At 66.6% G+C, this 14,992-nt stretch carries 9 protein-coding genes; 6 read left to right on the top strand and 3 right to left on the bottom strand.

Translation table 11 applies throughout. The annotated features are described in order from the left end of the window. Positions 1 to 8 precede the first annotated feature (8 nt). From ATL45_RS06970 to ATL45_RS06950, 5 genes are all read left to right on the top strand, one after another. Positions 9 to 659 carry a TetR/AcrR family transcriptional regulator gene (locus tag ATL45_RS06970; protein ID WP_093161006.1) on the top strand — a complete coding sequence of 217 codons (651 nt, stop codon included), beginning with the start codon at positions 9 to 11 and terminating at the stop codon, positions 657 to 659. Positions 660 to 775: 116 nt separating this feature from the next. Continuing rightward, complete coding sequence (locus ATL45_RS06965; RefSeq protein ID WP_093161004.1) at positions 776 to 1,060, top strand: Rv0250c family protein; 285 nt, start codon at positions 776 to 778, stop codon at positions 1,058 to 1,060. A gap of 328 nt (positions 1,061 to 1,388) precedes the next feature. Beyond that, entirely contained in the window at positions 1,389 to 2,189 is an 801-nt protein-coding gene (gene sdhC / locus ATL45_RS06960; RefSeq protein WP_093161001.1) for a succinate dehydrogenase subunit SdhC, read from the top strand. A gap of 10 nt (positions 2,190 to 2,199) precedes the next feature. Next, a complete protein-coding gene (locus ATL45_RS06955; protein ID WP_093160999.1) occupies positions 2,200 to 4,098 on the top strand; it encodes a fumarate reductase/succinate dehydrogenase flavoprotein subunit in 1,899 nt (632 codons plus the stop codon). Beyond that, positions 4,098 to 4,841 (top strand): succinate dehydrogenase/fumarate reductase iron-sulfur subunit, encoded by a 744-nt coding sequence (locus ATL45_RS06950; protein ID WP_093160996.1) that lies wholly within the window; start codon positions 4,098 to 4,100, stop codon positions 4,839 to 4,841. Before ATL45_RS06955 ends, ATL45_RS06950 begins: the two co-directional genes overlap by 1 nt. A gap of 11 nt (positions 4,842 to 4,852) precedes the next feature. Here the strand turns inward: ATL45_RS06950 and ATL45_RS06945 are convergent, their stop codons facing one another. Then, positions 4,853 to 6,241, bottom strand: a complete 1,389-nt coding sequence (locus tag ATL45_RS06945; protein ID WP_143121809.1) for a hypothetical protein — start codon at positions 6,239 to 6,241, stop codon at positions 4,853 to 4,855. Beyond that, entirely contained in the window at positions 6,238 to 11,805 is a 5,568-nt protein-coding gene (locus tag ATL45_RS38330) for a hypothetical protein (RefSeq protein ID WP_143121808.1), read from the bottom strand. The genes ATL45_RS06945 and ATL45_RS38330 overlap by 4 nt, the downstream gene beginning before the upstream one ends. A 1,527-nt stretch (positions 11,806 to 13,332) precedes the next feature. Here ATL45_RS38330 and ATL45_RS06925 point away from each other — a divergent pair. Continuing rightward, positions 13,333 to 14,067, top strand: coding sequence for a VanZ family protein (locus ATL45_RS06925; RefSeq protein WP_093160986.1), 735 nt, complete (start codon positions 13,333 to 13,335; stop codon positions 14,065 to 14,067). Here the strand turns inward: ATL45_RS06925 and ATL45_RS06920 are convergent. Next, positions 14,036 to 14,908, bottom strand: coding sequence for an SDR family oxidoreductase (locus tag ATL45_RS06920; RefSeq protein WP_093160984.1), 873 nt, complete (start codon positions 14,906 to 14,908; stop codon positions 14,036 to 14,038). The two genes, ATL45_RS06925 and ATL45_RS06920, sit on opposite strands and share 32 nt — an antisense overlap. Between the last annotated feature and the right edge of the window lie 84 nt (positions 14,909 to 14,992).

The raw sequence follows: 14,992 nt of genomic DNA, 5'->3' as shown, positions 1-14,992 counted from the left end.
TTGAGGGCGTGACCACGCCAGATGCCCCGCGCCGCCGCGGCAGGCCGCCGAAGCTGACCCGCGAAGCGGTGCTCGCGGCAGCGCTGGAGGTGCTCGACGAGTCGGGCCACGACGGGCTCTCCATGCGCGCGGTGGCCGAGCGGCTCGGCGTCGGGAAGATGAGCCTCTACCACCACGTGGCCGACCGCGCGGAGCTGGAACGGCTGCTCATCGAGCGCCTGCTGGCGGAGCTGGACGTCCCGGACGCCGCCCTGCCCTGGCGCGAGCGGATCAGTGCGCTGGCGCACAGCGTCCGGTCGCTGGTGATCCGCCACCCCAACGCGACGCCGCTGGTCGCGCTCCGGGAGTACAGCGACCCGGCGTCGCTGCGGCTGCCGGAAGCGGTGATGCTCGCGCTCCGCGACGCGGGGCTGAGCGGCGTCGCGCTCGTGGGCGGTTCACGGCTGGTCTTCAGCTATGCGATCGGCTTCGCGCAGATCGATCTGATCGCGCGGGAGGACGGCAGCGACGCGGTCTCGCCGATGGCGTCCCTGTCGGCGGCGGAGTTCCCGAACATCGTGGCCGGCGCGCGGCTCACCCGCGGGCTGAGCTTCGACGACCAGTTCGAGCTGGGCCTGCAGCCGCTGCTGGCGGGTCTGGCCGCGATGGCGACGGCCTGAAGGCCCCGGCCGGGCGAAACTCGCCGAGATCAGCTGTGTGGCACTTGTCACACTTTGCTGTTCGGGGCAGAGTCGGGGCCGTAATGAGCCCTCCTAGGCGGAAGAGGTGTTCGCCGATGGCCACGACCACCGAACTTGCCGAACTCCAGCGCCTGCTCGCGCAGCTGCGCAGCAGCGTCGGAACCCTGCGAACCCGCTACGGCGACGCCCCGGCCGTGCGCCGCCTGCACAACGACGTGGAACGCCTCGACATCGACCTCGCCGATCTCGCCGGCACCCTGCCCGCCCAGCGGCGGGGGAGCGGGTCCGAGGAGGTCGTGATGGTGCCCGACACGCCCTACGATCCCTCGCTGTGGCGCGACGCCGACGACGAGGGCCTGGGCGGCCAGGCGAACCAGTGACCCAACTGGTTGCACCGGTTTGGGGCATACCTGACCCACGCCCAGCTGATCCAGAATGAGCGACCTCAGAGTCTGTTGGTGGTTGCTTTACGTGGGTGGTCGCTTGGCGGAACCTGAGTGCTTCCCTGGACTGCGGGTGCCCCTCCTGATGTATGTCCGATACACGGCGGAGGGGCCGTCCTCGCCAGGAAACCACTCAGAACCCGCGGGCGGTCGACCTGCACACGTGGCCCAAGCGGCTGACGCCGCTTCTAAAGGCGCGGACGGCATGCGCCGACAGATTCTCAGGTGAGCACCGCCGGACAAACCACGACAACGAGGTCTGCGAATGTCCGCTCCCCCCACTGCCGCTGGCCGGGCACGGATCTCCGTGCGAACCCTGCGCACCGACCGGTGGTGGCTGCCCCCGCTGATCACCCTCCTCGCGCTGCTGGCCTTCGTGGTCTACGGCGTGATCCGCACCTTCATGAACCAGTGGTACTGGGTTCCGGAGTACCACTACCTGGCGCCGTTCTACTCGCCGTGCCTGTCGGTCGCGTGCGTGCCGGGCGCCAGCCACTGGGGGCAGCCCGCCCCGGACCTGGGACCGTTCGTGCCGCCGCCGATCTTCGTGCTGCCGTTCGTCCTCGGCTTCCGGCTGACCTGCTACTACTACCGGAAGGCCTACTACCGGTCGTTCTGGGCGTCGCCGCCCGCCTGCGCGGTGAGCGAGCCGCACCGCCGCTACACCGGCGAGACCCGCTTCCCGCTGATCATGCAGAACGTGCACCGCTACTTCTTCTACGCGGCGCTGCTCGTGGCGGCGGTGCTCACCTACGACATGGCGATCGCCTTCCGCGGCGCCGACGGCGGCTTCGGCATCGGCCTCGGCAGCCTGCTGATGGTGGTCAACGTGGTGCTGCTGTGGGCCTACACGCTGTCCTGCCACTCCTGCCGCCACCTGATCGGCGGCCGGATCAACCACTTCTCGAAGCACCCGGTGCGCTACTGGTTCTGGACCAGGATCACCTGGCTCAACGGCAAGCACATGCTCCTGGCCTGGGCTTCCCTGGTCTCCGTGGCTCTCGTGGACCTCTACGTGATGCTGATCGCCAGCGGCGCGTTCCCCGACCCCAGATTGTTCAACTAGAAGGACGTCGATGGTGGAGATCGAACGGCACGAGTGCGACGTCGTCGTGATCGGCGCCGGTGGCGCAGGCCTGCGCGCGGCGATCGAGACCCGGTCGCAGGGCTTGCGCACCGCCGTGGTGTGCAAGTCGTTGTTCGGCAAGGCGCACACGGTGATGGCCGAGGGCGGCATCGCGGCGTCGATGGGCAACGTCAACTCCCGCGACGGCTGGCAGGTGCACTTCCGCGACACGATGCGCGGCGGGAAGTTCCTGAACAACTGGCGGATGGCGGAGCTGCACGCGACGGAAGCGCCGCAGCGCGTGTGGGAGCTGGAGACCTACGGTGCGCTGTTCGACCGCACCCCGGACGGCCGGATCAGCCAGCGCAACTTCGGCGGCCACGAGTACCCGCGGCTCGCGCACGTCGGCGACCGCACCGGGCTGGAGCTGATCCGCACGCTGCAGCAGAAGGTCGTCTCGCTGCAGCAGGAGGACCACGCGGAGTCCGGTGACTACGAGTCCCGGATCAAGGTGTTCCAGGAGTGCACGGTCACCGAGCTGCTCAAGGACGACGGCCGGATCGCGGGCGCGTTCGGCTACTGGCGGGAGTCCGGGCGGTTCGTGCTGTTCGAGGCGCCCGCGGTGATCGTGGCGACCGGCGGCATCGGCAAGTCGTTCAAGGTCACCTCGAACTCCTGGGAGTACACCGGCGACGGCCACGCGCTGGCGATGCGCGCCGGGGCGTCGCTGATCAACATGGAGTTCGTCCAGTTCCACCCGACCGGCATGGTCTGGCCGCCGAGCGTGAAGGGCATCCTGGTCACCGAGTCGGTGCGCGGCGACGGCGGAGTGCTGCGCAACTCCGAGGGCCGGCGGTTCATGTTCGACTACATCCCCGAGGTGTTCAAGGACAACTACGCCGACAACGAGGCGGAAGCCGACCGCTGGTACGACAACCCGGACGACAACCGCCGCCCGCCCGAGCTGCTGCCCCGCGACGAGGTGGCGCGCGCGATCAACAACGAGGTCAAGGAGGGCCGCGGCTCCGAGCACGGCGGCGTGTTCCTGGACGTCTCGACCCGGCTGCCCGCGGAGAAGATCACCCAGCGGCTGCCGTCGATGTACCACCAGTTCAAGGAACTGGCCGATGTGGACATCACCGCGGAACCGATGGAGGTCGGCCCGACCTGCCACTACGTGATGGGCGGCGTGGAGGTGGACCCGGACACCGCGGCATCGCGGGTGCCGGGCCTGTTCGCGGCGGGCGAGGTGGCCGGCGGGATGCACGGGTCCAACCGCCTGGGTGGCAACTCGCTGTCCGACCTGCTGGTCTTCGGCCGCCGGTCGGGCTGCGGCGCCGCCGCGTACGTCTCCGCGCTGGGCATCCGACCGAGTGTCTCGCCGTCCGATGTGGACGATGCGGCGCGGCGCGCGCAGGACCCGTTCACCGCGTCGGCCGAGCCGGTGGGCGAGAACCCCTACGCGCTGCACGCCGAACTCCAGCAGGTGATGAACGACCTGGTCGGGATCATCCGCCGCGGCGAGGAGATTCGGCAGGCGCTGGAGCGGCTGCACGACCTCAAGGCCCGCGCGCAGCACCTCGCGGTGGAGGGCAACCGCCAGTTCAACCCGGGCTGGCACCTGGCCCTCGACCTGCGGAACATGCTGCTGGTCAGCGAATGCGTGGCGCGCGCGGCGCTGCTGCGCACCGAGAGCCGCGGCGGACACACCCGCGACGACCACCCGGCGATGGACGCGAAGTGGCGCCGCAAGCTGCTGGTGTGCGAGCTGGTGGCCGGCCGCGTCGAGGTGACCGAGCAGCCGCAACCGCCGATGCGCGGCGACCTCTTGGAGCTGTTCAAGCTGGAGGAGCTGCGCAAGTACTACACCGAGGAAGAGCTCGCGGAAGTCCAGGTTGGAGAGATCTGATGGGGTACCAGGCGCACTTCCGGGTGTGGCGCGGCGCGGACGACGGCAGGCTGCGCGACTACACGGTGGAGGTCAACGAGGGTGAGGTGGTGCTCGACATCATCCACCGCCTGCAGGCCACCCAGTGCCCGGACCTGGCGGTCCGGTGGAACTGCAAGGCGGGCAAGTGCGGCTCCTGCTCGGCGGAGATCAACGGCCGCCCCCGCCTGATGTGCATGACCCGCATGTCCACCTTCGACCGCGCCGAGACGATCACGGTCACTCCGATGCGCACGTTCCCGCTGGTCAAAGACCTGGTGACGGACGTGTCCTACAACTACACCAAGGCCCGCGAGGTCCCGTCGTTCAAGCCGCCCGCGGACCTGGCACCGGGCGAGTACCGGATGCGGCAGGTGGACGTTCAGCGCTCGCAGGAGTTCCGCAAGTGCATCGAGTGCTTCCTCTGCCAGAACACCTGCCACGTGATCCGCGATCACGACGACAACAAGCAGTCCTTCTCCGGCCCCCGCTTCCTGATGCGGGTGGCGGAACTGGAGATGCACCCCCTCGACGAAGCGGAGCACCGCCCGGAAGAAGCCCGCGGTGACCACGGCCTGGGCTTCTGCAACATCACGAAGTGCTGCACGGACGTCTGCCCGGAGAACATCCAGATCACCGACAACGCCCTGATCCCCCTGAAGGAACGCCTGGCGGACCGCCGCTACGACCTGATCCTCCGCCTGTTCAGGCGAAAGAAGGACTGATCAGGCAACCGTCAGTGGCGGTCTCCGGGCAGAGCATGTGCCAGGCGTTCGATCATCTCGTCGGTTATGGGCTGGAGGTGAGCCAGCGAGTTGCGCACGTCCAATAAGCTGAACAGCAGTTCGTTGTCCGCCTGGGTAAGACGGACTCTCCTGCTCGAGATCGCCCAGGCCATGGCGCCGAGTTCCAGCACTGTCCTGCGGGGCTGAGCCAGTGCGGACTTGCGCGGTCCTTCTTTCTGGGTCACGTCGGTCAGCACGGCTTGCGAAGCTCTCTTGCGGAAGCTCATCTCGATCTGTCCGCGGTACTCGTCCACGATGGGCATCAGGGCTCTGTTCTGACCTCGCCAGATCAAGGTGTTCAACCCGATACCGTCCCGCTTCGGGCGATGTGCAGCGGGGCTGACCCGGAGCTGGTGTTCCCACAAATCGGCCATTGCGAGACGCCACAGGGGACGCAGCTCCTGCGGTGGTCGGTTGCCACTGTGACCGGGTTGAACGCCCATGTGGTGACATTCTCCGGTGAGATCGCGTGTGGCAGCCGCTATCTCGTTGCTCAGAGAAGAGATCAGACCGTCCCAGGAGACCGCCAGGTGTTCGGCCAGCGACAGATCAGGACCGGCGACTTCGGTGATCACATCGATAGCCACGATCTCGCGCAACGAACTTGCGTGAGAGATCTTGCCGCTGAACTTAGGGCGTGCGGAGGCAACGACGACTGCGGTATCGAGTCTGCCGACCGCTCCCCACCACCACCGGACTCGGGTGGTCATCTGGTCGAGGCGGTCCAGTGCCGTGCGGGGAAGATCGTTTTCTCGGGTCGCCAGCAAGATGCGCGGGCGATGCTCGGGCGGCAGTCCCTCTTCCTTCACCAACGAAGTCAGCCGGGTCAGCACGCTGGCCAGGGAGTCTCGATCCTGTTCCCGCCAACCGCGCACCACGAGCACTTTGCCGTGCAGCAGTGGTTCGGCGACGATGGCGTGGATCTCATCGGAGTACGCCTTCGTCTGCAGGCCGAGCAGTTGAACGATCCGCTCCGCCACCGACGTCGTCCGTGGTGCCACCGCAACTGTTGCTGATGAGGTCGGAACGTCGAATCCGGCCAGGCCGCTGAACGTGTCCCGTGCCCACGCCGGAAGATCGTTCGTCGGCCGAGCGGTGAGAGTGGGGACGACAGCGTGTGCCCTCCCACCGCCATCGCACTGTGCCTCCTCCGGAGCAGGAACATGCACGCTGTCGTGGGCGTTGGCGAGTTCGTCCAGCAGATCGTCGGCGAAGCCGTTCTTCACGAACTCGTCCGGTACGAGCCACACGCAGCTCATACCGTTGTCCAGAACAGCGCTGATCGACTCCAAGTGCTTGCGAGGGCCAGGGAGCGTCAGCAGACTCCACGGCTTGCTCATGACGTACCGCGGAGCGACTGCAGACAGCGGTGCACCACCATGTCCACGGCCACACCGTCCTCGTACTCGTCGAGCACACCGAGCATCGACAGGTGATCCAGCAGCGCCTGACTGGAGCCCCGATCAGTCTCCAGAGCCGCGTCCACGTCTTCCGGCGGAACAATCTCACCGGGCTGGAAGTACTCCACCCAGTTCTCCAGCCGGCGGATGAGGTTCTCATCGAGACCGCACGATGCGAGGTGGGCGTGGTAGGCCGCGGAGTCGCTGAGATTCTTCTCCGCCCGCTGCACCGCGCTTTTCAAGGTCAAACCCCCGTTTATGACCCACGAAATCGTTCGCTCGACCAGTTCCGGCCAGCCACCGGTGGCCTTGATCAGGAGTTCCCGTGTTTCGGGGACGTCGAACGGGCATTCGGGCCAGCTCCGCACGCTCCTGGCGGTCCACCGCTCCAGACGTACCGGCTCGGTGTCGGCCTTGCCGGCCGCGGTCGGTGCGACGGCGGGTGTGGCGAGAAGCACCGCCGAGACGTTCTGCGGCGACGTCTTCTTTACGAGCCTGTCGACGAGCCAGCCGGAAACCGAATCGACCTCCGCCAGCGGCATCTTCAGCGCATCGACGATGATGATCGTCGGGGAGCTTCGCCGACGCACGGCATCGGTCACGGCCTTCTTCAGCTCTTTGTCGGAGCTGACCTTCTCGACCCGAGTACCGCGCATCTCCGCGTAGTTCTGGATCGCGTCCGGCACCCGATTGATTCCCAGCGCCGTGCTCCCGGTGATCACTGAGATTCCGGAGTTGAAGGTGAGGTCGTGGAGCTGGCCATCGGTCAGCGGGCTGTGGAATTCGCGGCCGTGTTCGTCGCAGGCCAACAGCCGACGGGCTTCCCGGGGATTGTACTCGTAGGGCCGGTCGAAGTCGGTTTCCGCGAGCTCCCGCTCCAAGTCCGCTTTGGTGCCCAGCATGTTGATGACGTTGGGACTCCGCACGGTGTACCGCTTTTTTTGTGGAAGCCGGCTCAGCAGTCCGAGCCCGACCATCTCATCCAGGTAGATGCTCACCTGCGAGGCGGTGAGCTCGACGAATCCGGCGTGCCAGCGACGTCGAGCTTCCTCGAGGAGTTCCTCAGGACCGTAGTCGGTGCCGAAGGAGTCGTTCAGGCTGAACAGCGCGATCACCAAGGTGAGCACACGGTAGCGGTCGTCGAGATTGATCGTAATGCGGAGGCGTTCTGCGATCCTGCTGCGTACCCAGTCGCTCGCGGCCACGGCTTCGACATCGTCCTCGGTCACCAGGACCGGTACCGATTGGCTGCGTCCCCGCCTGCGGTGGAGCGTGCGGACCAGCTCCTCGCAGAAGATCTGGATCAAGCTCGCCTGGTAGTTGGTGGCCGACAGCAGACGCCAGACCAATTCCGGGCGTTCGAACCGGTAGCCCAGCGCGGCCATCGGGTCGACCACCAGTTTGCGGGCGTCCAGTGGCTTGAGCGGACCGATGAGGATTTCGGGACCACCGTGCACGAGCGGAACGTTGGAGATGTGGCCGAAGCGCTGAACCTGGTGCAAGCCGGCGAAGACGACCTTGAACCGGCGTTCGGTGGACTCCATGAGTTCCTTGAGTCCCAGCACGTTCCTGAAGTGCGAGATCCCGCCCGGAGTCGATTCACCGCGGGAGTCCGCGGTGAGGAACGCGTCTGCTTCGTCCGCCAGCATGAGAAGCCGCCGCCTGGGGCTCTCGGCCAGCCACGCTTTGACGTTGTTGATGATGGTGTCCGGCGGAGCCTCATCGGACACCTTGGGGCCGAGGACTCCGCAGTTCTTGAGTTCGATCGTCAGCGCTCGCCAGATCCGGGAGGCCGGCTCGGCTTCACCGATTCCTTTGGCCTTCAAGTCCAGGTAGATCGAGCGCCTGGTGTCGCCGTTGTGGAACGTGGAGTGAACACGTCGCAGCAGTGCCGACTTGCCGAGCTGCCTGCCGCCGTAGACGAAGAGCCCACCGTCGGGATCGGTGACCTGGTACATCTCCGTTTCGCGGCCGACGAAGACCTCCGGCGGAACCAAGCCGGCAACGAAGGGCTTGTACGGTTCGAAGATCGTCCACGGCAGGGTGATGCGTTGTGTTGCCCGCCATGAGCTCGGCCTCTTCGCCGCAATCCAGCCGAACGCCGCCGGGTCTACTACGAGGGCCTTCGCCTTGCTGTCCACGGCGTTGGCGGCGATTTCCTGCCTGGTCGTTGAATCCATGGCGTGCGGGTACAGCACGATGTTGGCGCGCGAGGTGTCTTCCGGGTCGAGGACGTTGAGAAGTGACCGGCCACGGCGCTCGTCGAGCACGACGGTGACCGTGTATTCGACGGCCGAAGAGCCAAGATCCGAAATGTAGGAACCGTCGTTCGGAGTGGCGCTGACGCGGTACACGCGGAAGCCACGTCGCGCGCGCGGCTGGACCGCGTTGGGACGAGCGGCGCAGTTCACCCCGAGCGTGTGGAGGATGTTCCGCACGTTGTCCGCGAGGTTGCTCCTGGCCCGGGCGGTCGGGTCGGTCAGGAAGTCCCATGCTTCGATCCCGATCTTCGCCTGGTTCGTCAGCGGCGTGTCCGGTTCGGCCAGCTCAGCCCAACGATGCACGCTCGTGTGCGGTGCGTCGAGCTTGTTTCTGAATCCTTCTTCGAGGAACTGGGTGAACACGCTGAGGTCTTCGGTGCCCGGGTCGAAGTTGTCCGGGAGCGACTTCCCTTCCAGAGCGAAGGAGAGGAATTCGGTCGCGGTGACGGTGTCACCTTCTTCGAGCAGGCCGCGGATGCGCAGACGATCTGCATCGGACATCTGGAGGGTGTCCAGCTGGGCGTCGAGCTCGTCGATGCGGGCTTGCTGCAGGTTCGTCAGCTCGCCGACAAGGTTGGCCAGGTGCCGTGACGCCGCGTGGTAGTCGTCGTCGCTTACCGTGGTGAGTGCTTCGATCCGTCCGCTGACAGTGCTGTCGTCGCTCTGGGTCAGCAGGTTCTGAGCGCGCACCCGGTCGAACAGGTCGCGGGCCTCGACCACCGCTTTGCGATGCCGCGCAATCCAATCCTGCGTTGCGGCGTTGATGTTCTGCTGAAGGCGTGCGCCGTCGGCCTCCATTCCCCAGTAGTTGTGCTCGTGGAGTTCGAGGATGCGAGTCGCTCTGCGCAGGTCTCCGCGCTTGCAGTACGCCGCGACGGCCTCAGTGATGTCGAACGGTCGGGTCAGTCGAGCGAGTACCGCCGAGGTGGCCGGGTGGGTGTGATCGGGACGTCCATCGGCTGCCCATGGCAGGTCGGTGAGCGGAAGAAGGACATCCGTGGTCGGCTCGGTCGAGCTACCGTCATCGGTCAGAGTCAGCTGGCGGCCCAGCGAAGCAGGCGCAGATGTGTTGCTGGGGTCGGCCAGCCAATCCCGCAGCAGCTTCACCGCGCTGCCTGCCATGCCTGGTGGGGTCGGCTGATCCTGCAAGGCGGTGACCGCACGCCTAAGTGCATCGCCGACGGCCAGGTCCTTTGAACCCGCGGACCCGATCCGCGCGCTGACCGCGTGCGCTTCCCGTACCAGAGCGGCGACCTCGTCGACGGCCCTTTGGAGTCCGCGTCGCGCCCCAGCGATGATGGGTTCTCGCGTCTGCTTGGGCGTGCGAACTGCAGCATCGGCGGCTTCGATCAGCTCGTCGGCCACGTCGTGCCCGGTGAAACTTTCCAGCGCCGACGTGAGTTGCTCGCTGCTCCCTGTACCGTTTGACCAGGCGATCACCGCTTGGAGACCGTTGTCCAGGGGTTGGCCTTCTCGAACCAGCCGCTGCAGCACCCGGGTTCCTCGTTGGTAGAGGTTCTTCCGGTGCGGGAGGTCCGCCGCCAGGCTGGCGGCGCGTCTTCCCAGTTCCGTTCGGATCTCATCGGTGTCGGCCGTAAGAGGTACGCCGACCGTCGGTTCGATCCGGTACTGAACCCGGGTCGCTCGGATTGCGGTTTTGAGCAGTTCGTGCCACGGAGTGGGGAGTATGCCGAGCGTCGGTTCCAGCTGGGCGAGCATTTGCGGTCCCCATCCAGCGACCAACCCTGCGCGGAGCAGACTGGTGGTGGCGAGTACGGCGGCGTCGGCGTCACGGCCGAGTTCTTGACCGTTCAGCGCGAATGAACCCAGTACAGCAGTCGCGTCTTCGCTGTTGTGAGCGTTGTACGCAGCGGTGGCGAAACTCAGGACGGCGCTGCGACGATCCGGCTCTGCCGACATCGCAGTGACCCAGTATGCCTCGGCGAGCCGGCCGGACTCCACCAGCGCAACTGCCACCGGCGGCGTTCCCTCCTCCCACGGGGAGTCGAGCGGTGACTCCTCCGCGGAGCCCGTTTCGGCCTCGGCCTCGGCCTCGGCCTCCGGTTCCGGTTCCGGTTCCGGTTCCGGTTCCGTGACAGCATCCACAACGGGAGTGCGGGAACAAGTAGTGGATTCCGGTTGTTCCGGATCAGCCTCGTGGTCGACGACCGGCTGTTCCTCATCAGCTGCTAGCGCGTCGTCGTTCCGGTCGCTTGACGGGTGACTGCCTTCAGGCCCTGCATCAGTGCAAACGGTGTGTTCTTCTGCGAGGGAGGCGAGCAATTCGTCCAACTGCCGCTGGTATTTGGCCCGGATATCTGGCAATCCGGGGACGGGATTGTTCGCGATCAGATCGTCGACGCCGGATATCGACCGCTTGAGCTCGTCGATCCTTTTGGCCACTTGCTGACGCCGCGCGTGTTCCTTGTCCGCAAGATCGGAACGCCACACCGCGAGTTGTTGCTCGACGGCGTCGAAACCGGCTGCGGACCACGTTCGGTCGTACTTCGCCAGCTCTGCTGCCAGGTTTTCAAGCTGCTCGTCATAGCTGGTCAGCAGCGCGTTCAACCCTGCGGGGATAGCACGTCCGACTTCAACGTCACCAGCGGTTGCGCGCAGGCGGGTCGCGAGAGTTCCCGCGAGTTCTTGGAGCTTGGCCAGGCCTTCCGTCAGCTGGTCGAGCGCTGCCGCATCGATGCCGGGTGGATTGGCATCCATTGCGTGGTCGGGGATTTCAGTGCCTCCGCTCGGTTCCGCGAGCGGGCGGTGATGGGAACCCGGCTTCTCCGTCGGTGCGGGAACCTTTTTCGGGATTGCTGCTTGCAGGGCTTTCTCCAGCGCCCCATGGTGTTCCCTGGCCAATTGGCTGGCCGGCTGGTCCGACAGCAGAAGTGCGTAGAGCCCGAGCAAGCCGATAGGACGCCCCAGCGTGGTCAGCATCTCGGTGAGTCGTTCGAGATCGGGTTCCTTGACGTTCTTCGGTGGCCACCCGTATTGCTCGACGAGCAGGTCCGCAACAGCAGGAACTGCGCTCGCGATGACGAACTCGAGCTCCTTCCCGGAAGCCCGCTGAGCCCATATTCGACATGCCGCTTGGACTCGTGCCGTTGCCGGAGCCCACTTCGGTACCGTGGGCAGCTTCGCGGCGGAGCGTAACCGGTCGCATACCGTGAGCACGGTGCCTAACTCGTCTTCGTTGAGCGAAACTAGCCACTTTCGTACCTGCTCCGTCAGTCCGGTCACGCAAAGTGAGTTTGCCAGCCGTTCGTTCCTGGTTCACGTCACTTGATCGAGTTCAATCGAATTTCGCCCGAGTGGAGTAATGGTCGGATGTGCGTGGACCTGAGTCCGCGCCTTCTGCGTCGCATCTTCACCCGTTGCGCCGCAGCGCGGAGAGCTTGCTGGAAGCTGCATGATCCTGAACCGAGCTTGGCGGGTTTCTCGGCTGGGGAGGACCAATGAGCTACCAAGTTTTTGTCGGAGAACTGCGGAAGGCGTCGGGCGTAAGATTCTCGGTGGTTGGACAAGCTGGAAAACGCGGCTCGGCGCGATCGGGGAGAAGATCAGCTGGCGCTGCCCAGCACCACGGCGGCGTCGAGCGCTGGCCGTAGCTGGATGGACACGAGCTCACCGCATCCGGAAAGCGCAGGGGGCAGGGTGACGCGGCGCGGGCGGCGGAGGCCCGGCACGGTGCCCTCGGGCAGAACCTGCACGAACTCGTCGGTTGCGGTGTGCGGCGAGCTCTCATCGCCAACGTGGGAGCGGTCGAAGCGGCTCAGCGGCAGCTGGCCGAGATCGATGCGCTGGCGAGCAGCTTCGGTTCCGCATCCTCGACGACGGCCGGATCGAAGACCTCGACAAGGTCGTGGTCGGTGGGCCCGGAAGTCGGCTGGATGATGAGGACTGGGCTTGGGATTCGAAGGATCGGGTTGGGCTGGCCCTGTGGGCCGGCGCGTCCGGGTGGGTGCTTTCGTCTTGCGGTCCATGGTGGTGGGCTCGGCGCTGCCAGCTAGAGGCTGTGGGGCGTGAGTGAATAGCGGTGTTCTAGCACCGTTTTGCGCGCACGATCTCTGCGCAGCTGTGTCGGCTTCACCCGGCTCGGCGGGTGGCTGGTTCGGCTTGGCGCGCTACCGAGCCGCCGAGCTGTGTGGGGCAGGGCTTGACGGGGCTCCCCGAGATGTCGGGCGAGCGGTGCCTAGGGCGGCGGCGGGTGTGGCACCGTGGAGTTCGGTTGGTGTTCATCCGGGGTTGGGCGAAATTCGCATCGGGGGCTTTGCGGGCTCGGTGTTAATTGTGTGAATAGGGGATCTCGGCGTGTTGTCCGTCGCGTAAAAATTACTGGTGGGGAGTTCTGGAATCGGTTTTCCGGTCCGCTGTGGACAGTTCCGATAAGACTGGCGTGTTTTGGTCAGGGTGCTGGTGCTCTGTGCCCTGGTCGTTATCTTCGGGGCTGACCGGGTCGAATTCTCAAGCACTGGAAGTGGCGCGGGCGAGTCGGGAGGTGCGGGCGTGCGGCGAACCCCTGCTGGGGTGACGACATGGCGTCTCACCTGCTGTTTCATCGGCTTTCCCGGATTGGTGGACGGATGCCGTGGCCTCCGGGGACGACGTCCGCCCGCTGCCGAACCCTGATTCTCGTGCAGATGTCGGTCAACGCCGACCGCTGGAGATGCTCATTCCCAACGGTTTCCGGTTCGCCGGTAGATCCATTGTGGATTCTTCGGTGGTCGGGTGTTCCTGGCGATGACGGCCAGAGGAAGTGCGGCGGACGTGCAGCAGGTTCTCGTGGCATTCGACGGATTCGCGCCGGTGGTGACTGTTCTGCTCCCGCTCTCGCTGGCGGTGGGATTGGGATCCGCGGTGGCGCGCGCAGTGGCTCGCAGCGGCCCCGACCCGCGGGAGCCGCTGCTCGACGGGGCGCTCGCGTACTCGGCGCTCTGCGTCGGATATCTGGTCTTCCTCCCGCAGCCGCCGGCTGCGGAACCCGTACGACCCAGCCTCGGCAAGGACGTGTCGATGGCGCTGACGGCCGGCCCGGGCGATGTGCTGCCCTGGGTCCAGCTGGCCGGGAACGTGCTCCTGCTGGTGCCGCTGGCGGTGCTGGCGCCGCAGCGGCTGCCGTGGTTCGACAGCGTCGTCAAGATCGCGTTCGCCGGGCTGCTGCTGTCGGTGTCGATCGAGCTGATCCAGTTCCTGGCCGTGCCCGGCCGGGTCGCCGCGACCGACGACGTCGTGTGCAACACGATCGGCGCGGCCGTCGGCGGGATCCTGGCGCGGCTGCCGCACTGGGTCGGCAGCCGCCCGCAGCACAGCGCCTCCGGCCGCGCCGGCGAGACGGTGTGGGTGCTGATCGCCAAGGTCGAGCAGGAGCGCGAGTGCTCAGCCAGCAGCGCTCACGATGAGCCCCGGTGGCCGGGGGAGCTTTCCGCGTCAGACACCCCCGGCCACCGGTTCCACCATCCGAAGTGGACGGTCAGCGCTGGATCTTCTCGTTGCGCTCGCTGAGGGAACGGCCGAGCGCGGCGACCTCCTGCTCCATCTTCGGGATCAGGCGGCGCACGGTCGGCCGCATGAGGAACTCGACGAGCCGCGACGACGGGACGTTGCGCAGCCAGTGCATCAGCGCGATGGCGCGCGGCACGTACACCCGGCGGGCTCGTCGCTCGACGCCGTCGGCGAAGGCCTTGGCGCAGTCCTCCACGCTCGTGGTGGCGCGCATCGGCCAGGGCAGGCGCTTGCGCATCATCTCGAAGGCGCTCAGGTCGTGCGCCACGTCGCGCACCATGTCGGTGTCGATCCACGACGGGTGCGCGCTGCCCACGCCCACGCCCAGGTGCATGACCTCGGTGCGCAGCGCGCAGGCGAGTGCTTCCGCGCCGGACTTGCTCGCGGTGTAGGCGGCCATACCGCCGATCGGCGTGAAGGCCGACAGCGACGAGACCACCAGCAGGTAGCCGCGACGCTCGATCAGGTGCGGCAGCGCCGCGCGGGCGGTGTGGAAGACGCCGTTGATGTTGACGTCGATGGTCTTGGTGAACGCGCTCGGGTCGCTCTTGCGCACGGTTCCGATGGGGGCGATCCCGGCGTTGGCGATGACCGCGTCGATGCGCCCGAGCTGCTCGGCGGCGGCGTCCACGGCGGCCTTGATCGAGTCGCCGTCGGTGACGTCGGCCTCGGCCCAGAAGTGGCCGTCGCCGAGCTCCGCCGCGACGGCGGCGAGCTCGTCGGGCTCCAGGCCGATCAGGGCGAGCCGTGCGCCGCGGCGGGCCAGCTCCCGGGCGGTCTGCGCGCCGATCCCTCGCGCGGCACCGGTGATCAGGACGACCTTGCCGGACACGTTCGGCATGAGCACTCCCTCGGTCGACGTTATCTACTCGACAGTAGGCTACTCATAGTAGGTTCCGCCGGAGCGCTGCGGAAGAGGCGGATC

The organism is Saccharopolyspora antimicrobica, from assembly GCF_003635025.1.
Taxonomy (GTDB): Bacteria; Actinomycetota; Actinomycetes; order Mycobacteriales; family Pseudonocardiaceae; genus Saccharopolyspora; species Saccharopolyspora antimicrobica.
Note: the sequence above shows the minus strand (reverse complement) of the source record. Positions and strands in the feature narration are given on the sequence as shown.